General features: G+C 67.2%; 12 protein-coding genes and 1 pseudogene. 2 read left to right on the top strand and 11 right to left on the bottom strand.

The annotated features are described in order from the left end of the window. Nucleotides 1–2,320 (top strand): aminomethyl-transferring glycine dehydrogenase (gene gcvP, locus A9W95_RS18800; RefSeq protein WP_253851700.1); only part of this gene is annotated, 2,320 nt, incomplete at its 5' end. 22 nt (nt 2,321–2,342) lie between these two features. On the opposite strand, the gene A9W95_RS18795 is transcribed toward gcvP, so the two are convergent. From A9W95_RS18795 to A9W95_RS18755, 9 genes are all read right to left on the bottom strand, one after another. Next, nucleotides 2,343–3,203 carry a haloalkane dehalogenase gene (locus A9W95_RS18795; protein ID WP_067416092.1) on the bottom strand — a complete coding sequence of 287 codons (861 nt, stop codon included), beginning with the start codon at nt 3,201–3,203 and terminating at the stop codon, nt 2,343–2,345. 6 nt (nt 3,204–3,209) lie between these two features. Then, nucleotides 3,210–5,255 (bottom strand): substrate-binding domain-containing protein, encoded by a 2,046-nt coding sequence (locus tag A9W95_RS18790; RefSeq protein WP_067416089.1) that lies wholly within the window; start codon nt 5,253–5,255, stop codon nt 3,210–3,212. 50 nt (nt 5,256–5,305) lie between these two features. Continuing rightward, nucleotides 5,306–7,492 (bottom strand): malate synthase G, encoded by a 2,187-nt coding sequence (locus A9W95_RS18785; protein ID WP_067416086.1) that lies wholly within the window; start codon nt 7,490–7,492, stop codon nt 5,306–5,308. A gap of 279 nt (nt 7,493–7,771) precedes the next feature. Continuing rightward, a complete protein-coding gene (locus tag A9W95_RS18780; protein WP_067416084.1) occupies nt 7,772–8,824 on the bottom strand; it encodes a hemolysin family protein in 1,053 nt (350 codons plus the stop codon). Continuing rightward, nucleotides 8,821–10,182: a hemolysin family protein gene (locus tag A9W95_RS18775; protein WP_067416081.1), complete on the bottom strand. Its 1,362-nt coding sequence runs from the start codon at nt 10,180–10,182 to the stop codon at nt 8,821–8,823. The genes A9W95_RS18780 and A9W95_RS18775 overlap by 4 nt, the downstream gene beginning before the upstream one ends. 201 nt (nt 10,183–10,383) lie before the next feature. Continuing rightward, nucleotides 10,384–11,820 carry a GuaB1 family IMP dehydrogenase-related protein gene (locus A9W95_RS18770; RefSeq protein WP_067416079.1) on the bottom strand — a complete coding sequence of 479 codons (1,437 nt, stop codon included), beginning with the start codon at nt 11,818–11,820 and terminating at the stop codon, nt 10,384–10,386. Nucleotides 11,821–11,838: 18 nt separating this feature from the next. Further along, on the bottom strand, nt 11,839–13,296 hold the full coding sequence (gene gndA / locus A9W95_RS18765; RefSeq protein WP_067416076.1) for an NADP-dependent phosphogluconate dehydrogenase: 1,458 nt from the start codon (nt 13,294–13,296) through the stop codon (nt 11,839–11,841). A 94-nt stretch (nt 13,297–13,390) separates the two neighbouring features. Further along, nucleotides 13,391–14,341: a M56 family metallopeptidase gene (locus tag A9W95_RS18760; RefSeq protein ID WP_067416073.1), complete on the bottom strand. Its 951-nt coding sequence runs from the start codon at nt 14,339–14,341 to the stop codon at nt 13,391–13,393. A 14-nt stretch (nt 14,342–14,355) separates the two neighbouring features. Then, on the bottom strand, nt 14,356–14,772 hold the full coding sequence (locus tag A9W95_RS18755) for a BlaI/MecI/CopY family transcriptional regulator (protein ID WP_067416072.1): 417 nt from the start codon (nt 14,770–14,772) through the stop codon (nt 14,356–14,358). Nucleotides 14,773–15,187: 415 nt separating this feature from the next. On the opposite strand from A9W95_RS18755, the gene A9W95_RS18750 reads away from it, so the two are divergent. Then, nucleotides 15,188–15,586, top strand: a complete 399-nt coding sequence (locus A9W95_RS18750) for a PaaI family thioesterase (protein WP_371328094.1) — start codon at nt 15,188–15,190, stop codon at nt 15,584–15,586. Nucleotides 15,587–15,621: 35 nt separating this feature from the next. Here A9W95_RS18750 and A9W95_RS18745 read toward each other — a convergent pair whose 3' ends face one another. Both A9W95_RS18745 and A9W95_RS18740 read right to left on the bottom strand, forming a co-directional pair. Beyond that, nucleotides 15,622–17,013: an NAD(P)/FAD-dependent oxidoreductase gene (locus A9W95_RS18745; protein ID WP_067416067.1), complete on the bottom strand. Its 1,392-nt coding sequence runs from the start codon at nt 17,011–17,013 to the stop codon at nt 15,622–15,624. Nucleotides 17,014–17,156: 143 nt separating this feature from the next. After that, nucleotides 17,157–17,513, bottom strand: a pseudogene (locus A9W95_RS18740) (LLM class F420-dependent oxidoreductase); the annotation flags it as partial.

Genomic DNA, 17,513 nt, shown 5'->3' with positions numbered 1-17,513 from the left:
GGCACCGATGGCGACCAACGCGCCGCGCTCGTGCGCCTGTTCGACCAGCGCGGCCCAGTCGGTGATGCGGCCGCTGGGCATCGAGATCGTCACCGCCGACCTGCGCGACGGCCTGCCCGACGGTGACTTCTTCGGCGTCATCGCGCAGCTGCCAGGGGCCAGCGGCCGCATCACCGACTGGGCCGCGCTGGTCGAACAGGCGCACGAGCGCGGCGCGTTGGTCGCCATCGGTGCCGACCTGCTGGCGCTCACCCTGATCACCCCGCCCGGCGAGATCGGCGCCGACGTCGCGTTCGGATCCACGCAACGGTTCGGCGTCCCAATGGGATTCGGCGGACCGCACGCCGGTTATCTGGCCGTGCACACCAAGCACGCCCGTCAACTTCCCGGCCGGCTGGTCGGTGTGTCCCTGGACGCCGACGGGTCCCCGGCCTACCGGCTGGCGCTGCAAACCCGCGAGCAGCACATCCGCCGGGACAAGGCGACCAGCAACATCTGCACCGCCCAGGTGCTGTTGGCGGTGATGGCCGCCATGTACGCCAGTTATCACGGCGCGCAGGGGCTGACCGACATCGCGCGCCGGGTCCATGGCCATGCCGCGACCATCGGCGGCGCTCTGGGCGAGGCGCTGGTTCACGACACCTACTTCGACACGGTGCTGGCCCGGGTTCCCGGACGGGCCGACGAGGTGGTGGCCGCGGCCAAGGCCAAGAACGTCAACCTGTGGCGCGTCGACGCCGACCACGTGTCGGTGGCGTGTGACGAGGCCACTACCGACGCCCACGTCGCGATCGTGCTGGAGGCGTTCGGCGTGACCGGCGCCGCGCCGGCCGCCGTCGACATCGCCACCCGCCGCACGGAATTCCTGACCCATCCGGCGTTCACGCAGTACCGCACCGAAACGTCGATGATGCGCTACCTGCGCACCCTGGCGGACAAAGATGTCGCGTTGGACCGCAGCATGATTCCGCTGGGGTCATGCACCATGAAACTCAACGCCGCCGCCGAGATGGAGTCGATCACCTGGCCCGAATTCGCGCGACAGCACCCGTTCGCGCCGGCTGAAGACACCCCCGGCCTCCGTCGGCTCATCGCCGACCTGGAGGAGTGGCTGGTTCAGATCACCGGCTACGACGCGGTGTCGCTGCAACCCAACGCGGGCTCGCAGGGCGAGTACGCCGGCTTGCTGGCCATCCACGACTACCACGCCGACCGCGGTGAGCCGCACCGCGACATCTGCCTCATCCCGTCCAGCGCACACGGCACCAACGCGGCGTCTGCCGCATTGGCCGGCATGCGGGTGGTCGTGGTCGGCTGCCTCGACAACGGCGACGTCGACCTCGACGACCTGCGCGCCAAGGTCAGCGAGCACGCCGACCGGCTCTCCACCTTGATGATCACCTATCCCTCCACCCATGGCGTCTACGAGCACGACATCGCCGAAATCTGCGCGGCCGTGCACGACGCGGGCGGTCAGGTCTACGTCGACGGCGCCAACCTGAACGCACTGGTCGGTCTGGCCCGTCCGGGCAAGTTCGGCGGCGACGTGAGCCACCTAAATCTGCACAAGACGTTCTGCATCCCACACGGCGGCGGCGGACCCGGCGTCGGGCCGGTGGCGGTGCGTTCGCACCTGGCGCCGTTCCTGCCCGGACACCCACACGCGCCGGAGTTGCCGTCGGGGCATCCGGTGTCCGCGGCACCCTACGGGTCGGCGTCGATTCTGCCGATCAGCTGGGCCTACATCCGGATGATGGGTGCCGATGGTCTACGGGCGGCGTCGCTGACGGCGATCACGTCGGCCAACTACATCGCCCGTCGCCTCGACGAGTACTTCCCGGTGTTGTACACCGGCGAGAACGGGATGGTCGCCCACGAGTGCATCCTGGATCTGCGCGGCATCACCAAGAAGACCGGAGTCACCGTCGACGACGTCGCAAAGCGCTTGGCGGACTACGGCTTCCACGCACCGACCATGAGCTTCCCGGTGGCCGGCACACTCATGGTGGAGCCCACCGAAAGTGAGAGCCTGGCCGAGGTGGACGCCTTCTGCGAAGCCATGATCGGCATCCGCGCCGAGATCGACAAGGTCGGCAGCGGGCAGTGGCCGGTGGAGGACAACCCGCTGCGCGGCGCGCCACACACCGCGCAAAGTCTGCTGGTCTCGGACTGGGATCACCCGTACACCCGGGAGGAAGCCGCCTATCCGCTGGGTACGGCGTTTCGCCCCAAGGTGTGGCCGCCGGTGCGTCGCATCGACGGCGCCTACGGCGACCGCAATCTGGTCTGCTCGTGCCCGCCGGTGGAAGCCTTCGCCTAAAAAGGAGCGAAGGACCGGCCGCTCAGCCGAACCGGTCGATGATCGCTGCGGCGATGCGCTGCGGCGCATCCTCCTGAATGAAGTGTTTGGCGGTGGGCAACTCGACGAGCACGTGGTCGGGGAATGTTGCCCGCATCCGCGGAATCGACGGGCCGGGCCGGAATGCGACGTCCTTCATACCCCACACCAACAGTGTGGGTTTGGCGCTCAACCGTTTTGGCACTTCGCCGGCCAGTCGCTCCAACAACGGGCGGGCCGCCAGGATTTCCTTGGGCATGCGCGCGACACCGACTCGCGCCGCCGGCGAAGGCTGCGCGGCGCGGTAGTGCTCCATCACGGCGTCGCTGGGTCGCCGCTCGCAACCGGCTGGGATCAGTTGCTCGACAAAGAAATTGCGGTGCAGGATCGCGTACTGTAGTGGCGGACTCGACATCACCTTGCTGAAGATCTTCGTGGTCAGCACGTCGGCCGGCCAGAACCAGGTGTTGCCCAGTACGATTCCGCGCACCCTGTCTGCGCGTTGCGCGGCGACGGCCATGCTGATCGGCCCGCCCCAGTCCTGACCCATCGTCAAATACCCGTCCAAACCCAGATGGTCGACGAATTCCCCGAGCACCGAGGCGTGTTCCTCGGCGGTGTAGCCGAATCCCGACGGGCGCGCCGATAGACCGAAGCCGAGATAATCCGGCGCGATGCAACGGAATCGGTCGCGCAGGGCCAGGATGATGTCGCGGTACAGGAAGCTCCACGTCGGATTGCCGTGACACAACAGGATCGGGGGACCGGTTCCTTCGTCGAGGTAGTGCAGACGACCGTGCGAGCTGTCGAACCAGCGTGATTCGAAGGGATACAGCCGGGGATCGGGAGTGAAGTCAGGTCCCATCTCGGGTCAGCTCAAGAAGGTGTTGACGGCGTTGGCAAGATCCGGCGAGGACGACGTGGCCACGTTCTGGTAGCCACCGCCGCTGAGTCGCGCCACCGCTTCCCAGGTGGCCCGGTCCGGATCGCCGCCGAAGTCGATCACGTTGACCGCGACGGGTTTTGCCGGGTCGGCGCTGTTGCGGATGAAGTCCTGCAAGCCGTTGCCGTCCAGGGATTGGTCGGTGTGCGGCCCGGCGGTGATCACCAGGATCGAATTCGATTGCCCGGCACGGAAATTCGCCAGCGCGTCCTGGTAGATCATCCGCAGCGTGGTGAACGACACCGCCCCGCCCCCGGACGAATACTGTTTGTCCAGCGCGGCTGTCAGAGCCGACGACCGGGGCTGGCCGTTGACCGGATCGGACAGCGGGCCGGTCGGGACCTCCGATCGGCCTTCGTGTCCGTCGAACGTCCACAAGCCGACGACGGCGGTCGGCGGTAGCGCCTTGATCCGGTTGCTCAGCGCGGCAATCACATTGGCGAGTCGAGTCTTGCCGCCGCCGTCGTCGTTGGGCATCGACTGGTCGAGCATGATGGTCGCGGCCAGACCGGCCGAGGGCGCGGCCATGCTTTCGGCCAACGTGGCGCGCATGCTCTCGTCACCGACTGACAGCGGGGCGGGCAACGCCGGGAAATTGGTGACCGGGCTGGCCGGCGGGTTCTCCCCGCTGACGCGGAAGCCCGCTTTGGCCAGCTTGGCCAGTTGCTCGGGCTTGTGCATGTACCTGGCGAACGCACTCGCCGCGGTGGTCTCCTCCTGGGACAGCCACGAGCCGGTGAGCAACACCGTGGGATAGTCGGCCAGCGCGACCGGCCCCGGCGGCAACCACGATGCCAGCTTGCCCTTGGCGTCGGGCGTGGACTGGCCGCGGGCGAACAGTTGTTGTTCGGTGGTGACCACGGCGTGTACCGGGGCGGCCGCGGCGTCTTCGGGCTTGGGGCCCGGTTTGAGTAGCGCGTTCATCGCCTCGTTGAGTGAGTCGTCGGCCAGCTTGGGTTGTCCGCTCATCAGCGTGCGCACCGCGCCGGTGCCGGCCGTGGGCGGCGCGCCCGGCGGCGCCGACGCCGCTGCTATCGCCTCACCGGCCAGCAAGGAGGCGTCGCCGTTGCCGGTCATTGGCAGCGCCAGGCGCAGCGAACCCCAGGTCGGCAGGTTCAGGCCGGCCAGTGAGGTGGGATTGGTCTGCAAACCGGGCAACGCCGCCCAACTCTGTTTGGCGAGCGCCTGCTGCAACTCGGGGCGCAGCGCCAACACCACCGGCGACGTGACCAGCGAGCGGCTGTCGCTGATGGTCTTCTGGCCGACGGCCCCGGCCAGCCGAGCCGCCGACACAGAACTGCCCGGAATCCACAGACCGGGCTGGGCACCCAGCTGCGCCGGCCACTTGCCGGCGAAGCCGCTGACGACGGCGTCCGAGCCGGAGGGATTGACGGTTACGGTCACGCAGCGGTCACCGACTGGGCCCGCCGATGCGTTGTAGCCGTCGGCGAGGCCCTTGATCTGGTCGACGATCGACGGGTCGGCGAGTACCGCGACCGAGTCCTTGCCGCCCACGCAGCGCGCGGCGGCCGTGTGCGAGCGGTGTGAGAGCGCGTCGCCGAAGAACCGCCACAGGATGACCCCGGCGACCACCACCACCACGGTCACCAGCGCCACGATCACGCCGATGCTGACGCCTCGCCGTCCGCCCGCGCTGCGGTGCCCGCCGCGCCAGTCGCTGAGTCCGCGGTGCCCGGAGCGCCGCGCGGCCGCACCGGCCGGGGGCTCAGGACTTTCCGGGGCTCGCTCGGAGACGGGCGGAGTGAAGTCGGGATAGTCGTCGGCGTACCGATCCGCCTCGGCGGCGTAGCCCTCCTGGCTGTAGTCGCCGAAGTCGGCGGCCGGCGGCTCCTCCGCCCCGCCACCGCGGGCGTGGTCACCTAACGCGCCGACCGTGTCGTCGTGGTCGGCCGCGTGTTCGTCAGACGGCTCGTCGGCAAATTCTCCAGGGTCGGGCTTGCTGTGCCTACCCATACCGGCGTTTGCGTCCTCTCCGTGCGAAGTGGCCGGCTGTTGAGCCGAACCTACGCACCAGCGCGTGCCTTAAATTCGCGACGACGGCGGTGCAGAATCGGCTCGGTGTAGCCGTTGGGCTGCTGCCCCCCGGACAGAATGAGCTCTTGGGCGGCCAGGAAAGCGATGCTGTCGTCGAAATTGGGCGCCATCGGGCGATATGCCGGGTCACCCTCGTTCTGCTTGTCCACCAGCGGCGCCATCCGTTCCAGGCTGGCCCGCACGTCCTCACTGGTGATGACGCCGTGGCGCAGCCAGTTGGCGAGCAACTGGCTGGAGATGCGCAGAGTGGCGCGGTCCTCCATCAGCGCGGTGTTGTGGATGTCGGGCACCTTCGAACAGCCGACACCCTGTTCCACCCAGCGCACGACGTAGCCCAGGATCGACTGGCAGTTGTTGTCGACTTCCTCGCGGATCTCCTCGGGCGCCCAGGCCAGTTCCTTAGCCAGCGGAATGGTCAGCAACTGGTCGATGGTGGTTCGCGTCTGGCCTTCCAGTTCCTTCTGCACGGCGAACACGTCGACCTGGTGGTAGTGCATGGCGTGCAGGGTGGCCGCGGTCGGCGACGGCACCCATGCCGTGGTGGCGCCGGCCTTGGGCTGGCCGATCTTCTGCTCGACCATGTCGGCCATCAGCTCGGTCATGGCCCACATGCCCTTGCCGATCTGCGCCTTGCCGGAAAATCCGGCGGCCAGGCCGATGTCGACGTTGGCGTCTTCGTAGGCCTTGATCCAGGTGGTGTTCTTCATCGCGCCCTTGCGAATCATCGGACCTGCCTCCATGGAGGTGTGGATCTCGTCGCCGGTGCGGTCCAGGAAGCCGGTGTTGATGAAGACGACGCGGTCCGCGGCGGCCTTGATGCACGCCTTGAGGTTGACCGTGGTGCGGCGCTCTTCGTCCATGATGCCGACCTTGAGGGTGCCCTGCGGCAGGCCCAGCACGTCTTCGACCCGGCTGAACAGCTCGCACGTGAACGCCACCTCGGCCGGGCCGTGCATCTTCGGCTTGACGATGTAGATGGAGCCGGTGCGGCTGTTGGTCAGCGGACCGTTCTCCTCCCCGGCCTTGAGGCCGTGGATTGCGGCCACCCCGGTGAACAACGCATCCAGGATGCCTTCGGGCACCTCGTTACCTTCGGCGTCGACGATGGCGTCGTTGGTCATCAGGTGGCCGACATTGCGGACGAACAGCAGGCTGCGCCCGGGCAGGGTCAGCTCGCCGCCGTCAGGAGTGGTGTAGGTGCGGTCGGCATTCAGGGTGCGGGTGAAGGCCTGGCCGCCCTTGCGGACCTCCTCGGCCAGGTCGCCGCGGTTCAGACCGAGCCAGTTGCGGTAGCCGACCACCTTGTCGTACGCGTCGACCGCGGTGACGGAGTCCTCGAAGTCCATGATCGTGGTGACCGCCGATTCCAGGACCACATCCTTGATGCCCGCGGCGTCGGTCTTGCCGACCGGCGACTCGGGGTCGATCAGGATCTCGATGTGCAGCCCGTGGTTGGCCAACAGCACCGACCAGTCCGCCGAACCGAGCTCACCGTTGTACCCGACGAACTTCTCCGGGCTGGCCAGCCCGGTGGACTCGTCGCCCAGGGCGATCTGCAGTTGGCCGTCTTCGATGCTCACTCCGGTGGCGTCGACCCAGGAACCCGACGCCAGCGGCACGGCTTCGTCCAGGAACTTGCGGGCGTAGGCGATGACCTTGTCACCGCGAACCTGGTTGTAGCTGGTGCCCTTCTCCGCGCCGTCGGTCTCCGGGATCACGTCGGTGCCGTACAGGGCGTCGTAGAGGGAACCCCAGCGAGCGTTGGCCGCGTTGAGCGCGAACCGCGCGTTGAGCACCGGGACGACCAGCTGCGGGCCGGCGGTGCTGATGATCTCGTCGTCGACCCCAGAAGTGGTGATGGTGAAGTCGTCCGGCTCCGGCAGCAGATAGCCGATCTCGGTCAAGAATTCGCGGTAGGCGTCCACATCGAACGGCTCGAGCACCCGGTGCCGATGCCACTTGTCGATCTGGGCCTGCAAGTCGTCGCGGACCTTCAACAGGTCCTGGTTCTGTGGCGTGAGGTCGGTGACGACCTTGTCAACGCCCGCCCAGAAGCTGTCCGGGTCGATGCCGGTGCCGGGCAACGCCTCGTTGTTCACGAAGTCGTAGAGCACCCGAGCGACGCGCAGATTACCTTCCGTCACCCGATCAGTCATGGTTCTCCTCCGTAATGGCCCTAACCGGCCCTTCTAGACCCCTCTGGCCTCTTTCGGCCCCGCTGGCGCCCTGGTTGGCACCCTTATTGGCACCGTTATTGGCACCGCCGTCAGCCTACCGATCCGGCAGCCTGACGAACGTATCCGGCCGACGTGCAACGCCAGGTCATACCGTGATCGCGCCCGTCGAACCGGCGGGCGGGGCGTGCGACCCGCTTCCTGGCAACGCGGCTAACGATCATACGGGCTCGGCAGCGATGCCCCCGGCGGCCGGGCGGTTCAGTCGGGCGTCGCGGTGTCTCGCATGGTGCCGACCAGGTCGCCCACCAGATCTTCCAGCGCCACCATCGCCACGACGGCGCCGTCATCGCCGGTGACCAACGCCAGGTGGCTGTTGCTGCGGCGCATGCGGGTCAGGGCGTCGGGCAGACCCAGCGACCCGGGAACGCGGGGCAGCGGGCGGACCAAGGCCCTATCGATCACGGTCTGCGGATCGTCACCTAGCGGCAGCATGTCTTTGATGTGCAGGTATCCGATGTAGGTGCCGTCGCGACCCACGACCGGGTACCGGGAGAAGCCGGTCTCGGCCAACGCCTGCTCGACCGCACCGATGGTGGGACCCGCGCCTGGCGCCGCGACCGGCACCGAACGCACGTTGGCCAGCGGCACCGCTACGTCCCCCACCAGATGCGTGCGGACCCGCAGCGCCCGGGTCAGCCGGGAATGCTCTTCGGGATCCAGTAAGCCTTCGGACACCGAGTCCGCGATCATCTCGCTGAGCTCGACGGTGGAGACGGTGATGTCGAGCTCGTCCTTGGGTTCCACCCCGAGCGCTCGCAGTACCGCGTTGGCGCACTTGTTGTACAGGGTGATGAACGGCCGTGCCGCACGCACGTAGGGCAGGTAGGCGGGAACCAGCAACATCGCCGTGCGCTCGGGACCGGCCAAGGCGATGTTCTTGGGCACCATCTCGCCGAGCAACACATGCAGCGTGACGACGAGGGCCAGCGCGATCGCGAATGACAGCGTGTGCAGCAGGGCCGGTGGCATACCGGTCAGGCCGAAGGCCGAGTGCAGCAGTTCGGCCACCGCCGGCTCACCGATGCGGCCGAGCAACAAGGAGGAGATGGTCACGCCGAGCTGAGCGCCGGCCAGCATCAGCGGCAGTTGTTCGCTGGCCCGGATCACCGTGACGGCGCTGGCTCTGCCCTGTTCGGCCAGGGCTTCCAAGCGGTCCCGGCGAGCCGAGATCAGGGCGAACTCCGCGCCGACGAAGAACGCGTTGGCGCCGATCAGCAGCAGGGCTAGTAGGACTTCCACGGCCGCGTTCACGGGCCGCTCCGGCCCGCTTCTTCGACGCCGCCGAGTTCGGTCAGCTCGACCAAGTCGATACGGCGACCGTCCATCTGGACCACCTCGGCCTGCCAACGCACCGATTCGTCCGGCAACCCGTCCCGGTTCAACGCGGGTAATTCGACCGTCTCGCCGGCCACCGGAATGTGGCCGAGCTCGCGCAGCACCAGCCCGCCGATGGTTTCGTAAGGCCCTTCAGCGGCGCGGTATCCGGTGGCGGTGGCGACCTCGTCGATGCGCAGCAGGCCCGACACGCGCCAGCCACTGCCCGCCTTCTCCACGTCCGGAGTGGCGTCGTCGTGTTCGTCACGCACGTCGCCCACGATTTCCTCGATTAGGTCCTCGACGGTCACCATGCCGGCGGTGCCGCCGTACTCGTCGACCACCATGACCGTCTGCAATGCGTTGGCCCGGATCTCGGCGAGCACCGCATCCCCGTCCAGGGTGCTCGGCACCACCGCGACCGGACTTGCGACCGTGGTGAGCAGCGTGTGCGGGCGTTTCTCGGACGGAACCTCGAAAGCTTGCTTGACGTGCACGATGCCGACGGTTTCGTCGAGGTCGCCGCGGACGATCGGGAAGCGGGAATACCCGGAGTCCGCGACGGCGGCGACCAGATCGGCGATGGAGTCGTCGGTTTGTAGGGCCACGATCTTCGACCGCGGTGTCATCAATTCCTCGGCGGTCAGCGCGCCGAACTGCAGGGAGCGACGCATCAGCGAGGCGGTCGCGTCGTCGAGCGAACCGCTGCGCGCCGAGGTGCGCACCAGGGACACCAGCTCCTGCGGCGAGCGGGCCGACCGCAGCTCCTCGGCAGGTTCGATGCCGAATTGGCGCACCACCCAGTTGGCCGCTCCGTTGGTCAACCGGATGGCCGGCGTGAAAACCACCGAGAACAGCCACTGCGGCAGCACTACGGCGCGGGCGGTGCGCAACGGGCTGGCCACCGCCAAGTACTTGGGAACCAGCTCACCGAACACCATCGAGACCGAGGTGACGATGACCAACGCCAGAAACGTGGTGATTGCCTTGGCCATCCGGTCGGAGATCCCGATCGCGTTCAGGGCCGGGTGCGGTAACTCGGCGACCAACGGGTCGGTGAGGTAACCGGTGGCCAACGTGGTGATCGAGATGCCCAGCTGGGCGCCGGACAGGTGAAAGGACAGCCGCCGGTGCGCCCGGCGGATGAACCGGTCGCGCTGCGCCCCGCCGCGGGCATTGGCCTCGACGGTGCTGCGGTCCAGGGTGGTCAGCGAAAACTCAGCCGCGACGAAGACGGCCGTCCCGAAGGTGAGCGCCAGGATGGCCAACACGCTGACCAGGACGGTGGAGATCATGCGTTGCCCGGAGGTCGTTGGCCCGGTGCGCCCGGGGCCTGGGCTCGCCGCCCGTCCCGGAAGGCCCCCCAGGAAATGAGGGCCTCGGCGGGTGCCTGCGGCACGTCAACCCTTTCCTCGACTCCCGCACGCGCTTCGCTGCGGTTTTCTTATGGTAGCGAAGACGTTCGGCCGGCCGTCAGCCCGCGCGGCGAGCTGCGGTCACCAGCCGGAGGGCAGGGGATGGCCCTCGGCGAAACCCGCGGGCGACTGCACCCCGACCACGACCCGCTCGTGCAGCTCGGCCAGCGTCGCGGCGCCCACATAAGTGCAGGTGCTGCGCACCCCGGACATGATGTGGTCGATCAGGTCCTCGACGCCCCCGCGGTTGGGATCCAAACCCATGCGTGAGGTCGAGATCCCTTCCTCGAAAAGCGCTTTGCGGGCTCGGTCGAACGGGCTGTCGGCCCCGGTGCGGGCAACCACGGCCCGCTTGGAGGCCATGCCGTAGCTCTCCTTGTAGGGCTGGTCCTCCCGGTCGCGCATCAGGTCGCCCGGCGACTCATAAGTGCCGGCGAACCACGAGCCGATCATCACGTTGGACGCGCCGGCCGCCAGCGCCAAGGCCACGTCACGCGGGTGCCGGATGCCGCCGTCGGCCCACACGTGACCGCCGAGTTCCCTTGCCGCCGAGGCGCATTCGAGTACCGCGGAGAATTGCGGGCGACCCACGCCCGTCATCATCCGCGTGGTGCACATCGCCCCGGGCCCGACGCCGACCTTCACGATGCTCGCGCCGGCTTCCAGCAGGTCCCGGGTGCCCTCGGCCGACACCACGTTGCCGGCCGCCAGCGGCACACCCAACCCCAGGGACGCAACCGTCTTGATCGCCTCCACGGTCTTGACTTGGTGGCCGTGCGCGGTGTCGATGACCAGAACGTCCACCCCGGCTTCGGCCAACGCCCGCGCTTTGGCGCCGACGTCGCCGTTGATGCCGACGGCCGCCCCGATGCGCAGCCGCCCGGTGGTGTCGGTAGCCGGGGTGTAGATGCCGGCGCGGATCGCCCCGGTGCGGGTCAACACTCCGGCCAGGGTGCCGTCGGCGGCGGTCACCACGGCGACGTCAACGGGAGCGTGTTCGAGCAGGTCGAAGATCTTGCGGGGCTCGGTTCCGACCGGGGCGGTCACGAAGTCGGTGACCGCGATATCGCGCACCCGGGTAAAACGGTCCACGCCCATCCAGGACGATTCGGTGACCAAACCGATGGGACGTCCTTCGAAGACGACCACCGCGGCGCCGTGCGCGCGCTTGTGGATCAAGGCAATCGCGTCGGAGACCGAGTCGTCCGGTCCGAGGATCACCGGGGTGTCGAGCACCAGATCACGGCTCTTGACGAACTCGACCGTCTGCTGCACGGCCGGGATGGGCAGATCCTGCGGCAGGATGACGATGCCACCGCGGCGCGCCACGGTTTCGGCCATCCGTCGGCCCGCCACCGCGGTCATGTTCGCGACCACTACCGGGATGGTGGTGCCGGAGCCGTCGACGGTCGACAAGTCCACGTCGAAGCGGGATGCCACGTCCGAACGGTTCGGCATGATGAACACGTCGTTGTAGGTCAGGTCGTGCGCGGGTCGATGCCCGTTGAGAAACTGCATGAACTTCCAGGTGGTCGGTTAAGCCGGTACTTCGCTTCGGTCTCCGCTCCACAGGGTGTGGAACTTCTTGCTCGGTTCCTCGTCGACGCGCCCGTAAGTGTGGGCACCGAAGAAGTCGCGCAGCCCCTGGGTCAGCGCCGCGGGCAACCGCTCGGTACGCAGCGCGTCGTAGTAGGACAGCGCCGAGGAGAACCCGGGAATCGGGATACCCAATTGGGTGGCCGCTACGACAACACGCCGCCAGCCGTCGATCGCGGCCTCGATGGCGCTGCGGAAATAAGGCGCGACGATCAGCGTCGGCAGGTCGGGGTCGTCGTCGTAGGCCTCTTTGATCCGGTTGAGGAACTTCGCCCGGATGATGCATCCTCCGCGCCAGATGGTGGCCAGGTCGCCGGGGGTGATGTCCCAGTCGTATTCGGCGCTGCCGGCCTGGATCTGGTTGAAACCCTGGGCGTAGGCGATGATCTTCGACGCGTACAGAGCTTGGCGGACGTCTTCGATGAATTGCTCAGCGTTATCTGGCTTTTCGCTGAGATCACCGGAGGCCAAGCCGGTGGTGGCTTTGCGTTGGGCCACCGAGCCCGACAGCGCGCGGGCGAACACCGCTTCGGCGATACCGGTCACCGGCACGCCGAGGTCCAGCGCGGACTTCACCGTCCAGCGGCCGGTGCCCTTCTGCTCGGCCTCGTCGAGGATGACGTCGACCAGCGGCTTGCCGGTCTTGGCGTCCTTCTGCCGCAACACCTGCGCGGTGATTTCGACCAGGAAGCTGTCCAGATCGCCCTTGTTCCACTCGTCGAACACGTCGGCGATCTGGTCGGCCGTCTTGCCCAGGCCGTCGCGCAGCAATTGATACGCCTCGCCGATGAGCTGCATATCGGAGTACTCGATGCCGTTGTGCACCATCTTGACGAAGTGGCCGGCACCGTCGGGGCCGATGTGGGTGCAGCAGGGCACGCCGTCGACGTGCGCGGAAATCTCTTCCAGCAGCGGGCCCAGTGACTTGTATGACTCGGCGGGCCCCCCGGGCATGATCGACGGTCCGTTCAGGGCGCCCTCCTCGCCGCCGGAGATGCCCGCTCCGACGAAGTGCAGCCCGCGCTCACTCATGGCCTTCTCGCGCCGAATGGTGTCGGTGTAGAGGGCGTTGCCACCGTCGATGATGATGTCGCCCTCTTCCATGGCGTCGGCCAGCTGCTCGATGACCGCGTCGGTGGGGTCGCCGGCCTTCACCATGATCAGTACCCGGCGCGGCTTCTCCAGTGCGTCGAGAAACTCTTCGATGGTTTCGGTTCGGACGAAATTGCCTTCGTCTCCGTGCTCTTCGAGCAGCGCGTCAGTCTTGGCAGCGGATCGGTTGTGCAGCGCCACGGTGTAACCGTGATGCGCGAAGTTGCGGGCGATGTTCGAACCCATGACGGCTAGGCCGGTGACGCCGATCTGCGCGGTGCCGGTTTTCGAATCCGACGAACTCATGTCTTGCCTTCCGGGTTGGGCAACTCTTCCGACGAGCTTTCCGACACACTGTTACACAGCGGACGCGGGGTCCTCCATGGTGCTTACTCGGTCTTTACCTGACGAACAGTCGGTGTAGTTCGGTAAGCCACGGTACGGCCAGCGCGATGGTGGGCACGACGAGTACCGCAGCCGCGGCCAGGTATGCGGCGGCCGCCAGCACAGGGCTGTTGCCGCGCCCGGACAACCGACGCACCCGCAGCACGGTGCTGGGTCCGCCCGCCGCCAGCGCGCACGACGGGGGCCGGCCCGATGCGCAGGCGACCAGCGCGCGGGCCAGGGGAGTGCGGCCGGCGGCGCGCACCGCGGCGTCGTCGGCCAGCAGTTCGACGAGTAACTGCACCGCCCCGAGAGCGTTGGCGCTGCGCACCAGTCGCGGGAACGCGGCGTGCACGGCGGTGAACGCTTCGAGCACCAGGTCGTGCCGGGCCCGCAGATGCGCCCGCTCGTGGGTGAGGATGGCGGCGACTTCGTCGTCGGCCAAGGCGCTCAGCGTGCCCTCGCTGACCACCACCCGGCTGCGCACACCGGGCAGGCAATAGGCAAGCGGCTGAGGTACGTCGAGGATGCGCAGGTCCCGGATCCAGGCGCAGGCCTGGGTGAGCGGATTGTCGCGGCCGACGCCGACCAGGTCGACCACCATGCGGTGGTGCGCCCGCCGCCGCCGCGTCGCGATAGCCACTCGCACCACCGCGGCGATCAACCGGATACCGATCAGCACGGTGATCGCGAAGACAGCCAGGTAGGCCGCCCACAGGGCCCAGCCCAGCCGGCCCTCGGCTTCGAGGACGCCGGCCGTGGGTCGCCCGTCCGGGCCCGGCATCAGCACCCGGCTGGCAATGGCGATGCCCGCGCTGAACGCGGAGAGGACCGCCGCCAGGGCGACGGCCTGCCACAACACCATCGCCGCGCGGGGGGCACGCAGCGGCCACGTCGCTCGTGCTAGGAGGGCCGGCACCGGGCCAGCCAACAGCACCGCAAGGATGGTGAAGGCCAGCGCGGACACGCTGCAAGTCTCCCTCAGTCGGTTGCCGGTGCGCCACCCGATGGCGAATTGCGTTGAGTGGTTTCCAATTCGGCGAGCGCCCGGCGCAAGGCGTCAGCCTCGTCGGGGTTGACACGCTCGACGAAGTGTACGAGTGCGGCTTGACGGCTGCCGAAGTCTTCGGCCTGCGCCAGCGCATCGACCATGAGGCCGGCGACCAGTTCGTCGCGGCCGTGCACGGGTGCGTAACGGTGAGCGCGGTCGTCGCGGATTTGGGAGACCAGGTTCTTCTTGGCCAACCGTTGCAGCACTGTCATCACGGTGGTGTAGGCAAGGTCGCGCCGCGTGGACAACGCCTCGTGCACTTGGCGCACCGTTTGAGGCTCGGGCGTGGACCACAGGTGATCCATCACCGCGCGTTCTAGGTCTCCGAGCCGCGTCAGCTTGGCCATAGTCCGTTCTTCTCCATCGCCGTTGCGAACAGAATACTCCGACTTACTACCGGCTGTCGTACGCAAACCCGGACAAGTCTCCGATCGATTGGTGGTTGACCGGCCGCGCTGGCGCGATTTGTGGCTGTCCTCACAGGTGTCCGTTAGGCGGATCGATTGCTCCGGCACCTATGAAACATAGCGCATCCGAGGCTTGCGAAATTAGGGCAGCCTTGCCTATGCTGATCGTGGTCGAGCGCAGAAATGACCGCGAGGAGGTCCTGAGGGCTGCAGTGACCCCCGGTCTACTCGATCGGCGAGCCCCGTGCCTGGTGCACGGGGCTCGCCTGCTTTTCCGGTTAAGGATCCAAGGTGTTCAAGGTGTCGATGGTGTAGACACAAGGACGTGTCAACGCCGCCCGATTCGTCAAAGACGCTGCCGCCGGATTTCACCGCGCCGTTCGACAATGAACTGGGCCTGCGGTTCACCGAGCTGAGCCCCGACGGCGCCCGCGCGCAGCTGGAAGTGCAGCCCAAACTGTTGCAGCCCATGGGCTTGGTGCACGGCGGGGTGTACTGCTCGATGATCGAGAGCATGGCCAGTGTGGCCGCCTACACCTGGCTGGCGTCCAACGGCGGGGGAGATGTCGTCGGGGTCAACAACAACACCGATTTCCTGCGCGCCATCAAGTCCGGAACGGTGTACGGCAAGGCCGAACCCGTGCATCGGGGTCGTCGTCAGCAACTGTGGCTGGTCACGATCACCGACGACGCCGAGCGGCTGGTTGCGCGCGGTCAGGTCAGGCTGCAGAACCTCGAAGCGCAGTCCGGCTGAAACCCGCTGCGCTGCAGCAGTCTTCAGCCAACTATCTAACTGGCCTTCCGGGTGACCTGTTCGGACTGTTGGGCTTCTGCGGCGAGTTCGGCGAGTTGTTCCAGCCGCGTACGGGCGAACGCCTGCTGATCGGTGATGGTCAGCTGGCCGCGTCGGGTGCTCAAGAACGTCACCGTCCAGGACAACAGCGTGGTGACCTTGGTTTTGAATCCGATCAGGTACACCAAGTGCAGTACCAGCCACATGAGCCAGGCGATGAATCCGCTGAATTCCAACGGGCCGATCTTGGCCACCGCAGAGAACCGCGACACCGTGGCCATCGAGCCTTTGTCGAAGTACTGGAACGGCTCCCGCGCCGTCGGGTCGGCGCCGTCGAGTTCTGCCTTGATGTTGTTGGCGACGTACTTGGCGCCCTGAATGGCGCCTTGGGCGACGCCCGGCACGCCGTCGACGGCGGCCATGTCACCGATGACGAACACGTTCGGATGTCCCGGAATGGACAGGTCGGGAAGCACTTTCACGCGGCCGGCGCGGTCGAGCTCGGCGTCGGACTGCTCGCCAAGATCGCGGCCCAGCCGGCTGGCCGAAACACCGGCGGACCAGACCTTGCACGCCGATTCGATGCGCCGCTCGGTGCCGTCGGCGTCCTTGACGGTGATGCCGTTGCGGTCGACGTCGGTCACCATGGCGCCCAGCTGAATTTCCACGCCCAGCTTCTTCAATCGCGCGGCGGCTCGCTCACCGAGCTTTTCTCCCATCGGCGGTAGCACCGCGGGCGCGGCGTCGAGCAGGATTACCCGCGCCTTGGTCGAATCAATGTGGCGGAACGCGCCTTTGAGCGTGTACTCCGCCAATTCGGCTATCTGCCCGGCCATTTCGACGCCGGTCGGACCGGCGCCCACGACGGTGAAGGTCAGCAGTTTCTTGCGGCGTTCCGGGTCGCTGGACCGCTCGGCTTGTTCGAAGGCACTCAGGATCCGGCCGCGCAACTCCAGCGCGTCGTCGATGGACTTCATGCCGGGAGCGAATTCGGCGAAGTGGTCGTTGCCGAAGTAGGACTGCCCCGCACCGGCAGCGACGATCAAGCTGTCGTAAGGCGTTTCGTAGGTGTGGCCCAGCAACTCCGAGATGACGATCTGCCTGGCCAAGTCGATGTGGGTGACATTGCCCAGCAATACCTGCACGTTGCGCTGTTTGCGCAGTACGACACGGGTGGGCGGAGCGATCTCGCCCTCGGAGATGATGCCGGTCGCCACTTGATACAGCAACGGCTGGAAAAGGTGATGAGTGGTACGGGCGATCAGTTTGATCTCGACGTCGGCATGCTTGAGTTTCTTTGCCGCGTTAAGCCCACCGAACCCGGACCCGATGATGACGACGCGATGTTTACGGCGCGGCTCAGCTGTAGTTTCTTGCTGGGGACTCATGTGCCTCTGCTCCTGACGGGGCTCCTCGGCGGGCGCCTTTAGTTAGCTACTCACCCTATTTCAAGGTTAGTCAAGCCTCACCCAGATACCCAGGCGCATAGGTGTGTAATCAGCCACACCGGGCGGGGGACGCTTTTGTGGCGCTAAACACCAAGCAGTGGGCGCAACGCTTCCGCAGCGGTGGTGATGACCCCAGGCGCGAAACCGTGCGAGGACAGGTTGATGATGACTCCGCCGACGCCGGCGCCGAGCACTTTGGCTTGCACTTGATCGGCGATCTGCGCCGGGCTGCCGACCACCATGCGGCCACTGACTTGCTCGGGAAGCTTTTCCGGACTGAGGTTTTCGTCGATCCGGACGGTCAGCATCAGACTCGTTTCCAGTGTCGCGGGATCGCGGCCGGCTTCTTCGCAGCGCGCGGCCACGGCCTTCATCTTGCGTGGCAGGTCCTCGAGCGACGCGACGATGTTGAGGTGGTCGGCGGTGCGAGCGGCGATCGC

Origin of the sequence: Mycobacterium sp. 1423905.2 (assembly GCF_001673155.1) — a bacterium.
In the GTDB taxonomy this organism is placed as follows: domain Bacteria; phylum Actinomycetota; class Actinomycetes; order Mycobacteriales; family Mycobacteriaceae; genus Mycobacterium.
This window is presented reverse-complemented; position numbering and strand designations above follow the sequence as displayed.

Bases quoted from the DNA above. Each gene is read 5' to 3' on its own strand.
- gndA (WP_067416076.1), bottom strand. From the start codon at position 13,296: ATGAGTTCGTCGGATTCGAAAACCGGCACCGCGCAGATCGGCGTCACC.
- A9W95_RS18790 (WP_067416089.1), bottom strand. From the start codon at position 5,255: ATGGGTAGGCACAGCAAGCCCGACCCTGGAGAATTTGCCGACGAGCCG.
- A9W95_RS18770 (WP_067416079.1), bottom strand. From the start codon at position 11,820: ATGCAGTTTCTCAACGGGCATCGACCCGCGCACGACCTGACCTACAAC.
- A9W95_RS18795 (WP_067416092.1), bottom strand. From the start codon at position 3,203: ATGGGACCTGACTTCACTCCCGATCCCCGGCTGTATCCCTTCGAATCA.
- A9W95_RS18755 (WP_067416072.1), bottom strand. From the start codon at position 14,772: ATGGCCAAGCTGACGCGGCTCGGAGACCTAGAACGCGCGGTGATGGAT.
- A9W95_RS18775 (WP_067416081.1), bottom strand. From the start codon at position 10,182: ATGATCTCCACCGTCCTGGTCAGCGTGTTGGCCATCCTGGCGCTCACC.
- A9W95_RS18745 (WP_067416067.1), bottom strand. From the start codon at position 17,013: ATGAGTCCCCAGCAAGAAACTACAGCTGAGCCGCGCCGTAAACATCGC.
- A9W95_RS18785 (WP_067416086.1), bottom strand. From the start codon at position 7,492: ATGACTGATCGGGTGACGGAAGGTAATCTGCGCGTCGCTCGGGTGCTC.